3 protein-coding genes and 1 pseudogene are annotated in these 2,727 nt (G+C 69.6%); 2 read left to right on the top strand and 2 right to left on the bottom strand.

Annotated features, from left to right (window positions below; all coding sequences use genetic code 11):
• Positions 1-294: 294 nt before the first annotated feature.
• Positions 295-1,071, bottom strand: a pseudogene (locus IE271_RS40595) (NADPH-dependent F420 reductase); the annotation flags it as partial.
• A 115-nt stretch (positions 1,072-1,186) separates the two neighbouring features.
• On the opposite strand from IE271_RS40595, the gene IE271_RS40590 reads away from it, so the two are divergent.
• A complete protein-coding gene (locus IE271_RS40590) occupies positions 1,187-1,546 on the top strand; it encodes a MerR family transcriptional regulator (RefSeq protein WP_190195435.1) in 360 nt (119 codons plus the stop codon).
• A gap of 337 nt (positions 1,547-1,883) precedes the next feature.
• Here IE271_RS40590 and IE271_RS44280 read toward each other — a convergent pair whose 3' ends face one another.
• Positions 1,884-2,021, bottom strand: a complete 138-nt coding sequence (locus IE271_RS44280; protein WP_373308918.1) for a hypothetical protein — start codon at positions 2,019-2,021, stop codon at positions 1,884-1,886.
• A 220-nt stretch (positions 2,022-2,241) separates the two neighbouring features.
• Between IE271_RS44280 and IE271_RS44275 the strand changes: the two genes are divergently transcribed.
• A complete protein-coding gene (locus IE271_RS44275; RefSeq protein ID WP_190195434.1) occupies positions 2,242-2,661 on the top strand; it encodes a transposase in 420 nt (139 codons plus the stop codon).
• The last annotated feature ends 66 nt before the right edge of the window (positions 2,662-2,727 follow it).

Below are 2,727 nucleotides of genomic sequence, written 5' to 3'. Positions count from 1 at the left end.
CGCATCCGACGAACGATCTCGATCATGGGGCTGTGTCGTGGCCACAGCCACAGCCTCCCATCACCCCATGATCAAGATCTAGCCCTGTAGTACTAGGCGCGGCGGCCGAACAGTCGCCGGGGTCGGGCGGCTGCTTCCGTCTCCTCCTGCGCGGCCTGGTCCTTGGCCAGCTCGCGGGCGCAGGTGGCGCAGTGGTCGCCGGTGTGGAAGTCGGGGCGGGGGTGGAGGGGGCGGCCGCATCCGGGGCAGGGTCAGGTGCTGGCCTCGCGGCCGCCGTATGAGTCGGGCGGCGCCTCAGGGCATCGCGCGGTCGGCGGTCAGTACGCGGGGAGTCTCGTCGAGCAAGGTGCGGAGGCGGTGTGCGGGCAGCGGCGCACCGGGGTCCGCGAAGTCCACGTCCATTGGGGAGCAGCCGGCCCGGAGCGCCTTGGCGACCTTGGCCACGCCGGACCTGAACGCGTCGGGGTCGGCAAAGTACGGGAGCGCGGAGGGGAGCGTCTCCGGCTCGAAGCGCCAGCTCTCCGTCAGGGGGCCGACATCGACCGTGTCGTAGCCGAGCCGGCTGATCAGTTCGGCGGCGGAGGCCTTGGCCCGGAGACTGTTGCCGGCGATCGGCAAGGCGGAGCGCTCGTCGGATCCCACAGGCCGGGCCAGCGGGAGGATGTGCTGGTCGCTGAGGTTGGCGAACGCCTTGACCGTGTTCGCCTCGGGCAGGTGCTCCTGGACCCACTCGGCCGTGGTGATCCTGCCCGAGTCGAGGACATCGATGTAGCCGTCGCGCCACGACGGGTAGTAGTTGGTGGTGTCCAGCACGGTCCTGCCGGCCAGTGCGTCGGCCGGAAGCTGCCGGAGGGCCGTGAGCGGGACGCTGACGACGACCCAGTCACCCGCTTCGGCCGCCTCCGTGGGCGTCGCCGCCCGGGCGCGCTCGCCGAGTTCGGCGACCGTCCGGGCCAGGCTCTCGGGCCCGCGCGAGTTGGACAGGACGACTTCGATACCCGCTGCCAGTGCGAGCCGGGCGATCTTCGCGCCGATGTTGCCGCTGCCGATGAAGCCGAGTGTTGCCATGGAAGATTTCTCCTTCTCCTGCGAACGGGATCGTCGGCCCGGGTCCGTCGTTCGTTACGCTAAAACCTGACGTCGGCGTCAGGTGCAAGCCGGGCGTGACAGAGAGCAGGAGGCCGGGATGCGGATCGGAGAGGTCGCCGCGAAGGCGGGAGTCAGCGTGAGGGCGCTGCGCTACTACGAGCAGCAAAACCTGCTGCACTCCACCCGGAATCCGGGTGGCCAGCGCCGGTACTCGGCCGGTGCCGTCGAACGGGTCAGGCTGATCCAGCAGCTGTACTCCGTTGGCCTGCCCAGCAGAACCGTCCGCGAGATACTGCCCTTCGTCGACTCCGACAAGGTCTCACCGGAACTGCTGGAGCTGCTGGAGGCCGCACGCGACCGCCTCGACCGGCAGATGGCGGACCTGCGGGACGTACGGGACCGGCTGCACGACTGCATCACCAAGGCGCGCGAGGATGACCCGTCCTGCGGAAGTTGAGGGACAGGAGCGGGGGCTGCGGCTACCGCTCGGTGCCCGTCGGGCCCGCGCCCGTCGTGCGCCCGGATCCGGTGGATCGTGTACGAGACATCCGCCCGGCGCCTCTCGGTCGGCCAGGGCGACGTCGAGCTTCTCCCAGGCGGTGTGGCCATAATGCCACCACACCGGCCCGTGAGAGCCCTTGGAGGCCAGCAGGCGCAGAGCTATGGCCAGGCGCGGGATGCGGCCGGCGAAGTCCCGGTGGCCGTCCTCACCGCCGATCTCCGACGGCTTGGGCTCCCGGTGCCAGAAGCCCTTCCAGTAGACGTGAGGTTCAACCGAACAACTCGTTGAATCTTCAAAAATGCGAGAGCGGCGTGTACCAGACCTTCCCCGTACCGGGGCCGGTGCGTTTGGAGGCGCGGGCGGCGTCCGTACCGACGCCGTGCATGCGCCAGCCGCCGGTCGGGATGCGTCCGAGCTTCTTCACGTCCACGTGGACCAGGTCGCCGACGCGCTCATACTCGTAGCGGATGACCTCGCGCAGTCCTCACCGGTGGCCGGGTCGAGGTCGCGGAGCCGGTTGAGGCCTCGGGGTACGCGGATGCGGTGCACGGTGGCTGGCGCGATGGTGATCCCGTGCAGGCGCTCAAGGTCGGCGGCGAGTCGGACGGGCCCGTGCTTGGTCTGCCCCCCGCAGCGCCTCGACCAGGCCGGTGTCAGGTCGCCACCCGATCCGCCCGAAGGAACCCCACGAGACCCTGACCGAGGCCCGGGCCGAGCAGGCCACCAAGACCTGGAAGACCGGTTACGCCCTCCGCGCCGGAATCGAGGGCACCATCAACCAGGCTCTCGACGTCACCGGCCTCCGCCGGGCCCGCTACCGCGGCCTGCCCAAGGCCCGCCTCCAGCGCGCCTTTCCGCCACCGCCGTCAACGTCATCCGCCTCGACGCCCACTGGAACCCCAGCCAACCGTCCTTCGCGCCTCGGACCAGCAGACTCACCCGCCTCAGCCACCAACTCGCAGCCACAACGCCGAATTAAGCAGCAGAGTCCGCCGCGTGATCAAAGACGTGTGTCCACCATCACGGGGGAGGCCCGGGTTGAGGCTGATCCCTTGGAGTGGACACCCTGACAATGGATCTTGATGGTCCAGGAAGGGATGTCCAGGTGGGACGCCAGTCTCCGTACCCGGAGGAGT

It is taken from the genome of Streptomyces minutiscleroticus (assembly GCF_014650875.1).
Lineage (GTDB): Bacteria > Actinomycetota > Actinomycetes > Streptomycetales > Streptomycetaceae > Streptomyces > Streptomyces minutiscleroticus.
This window is presented reverse-complemented; position numbering and strand designations above follow the sequence as displayed.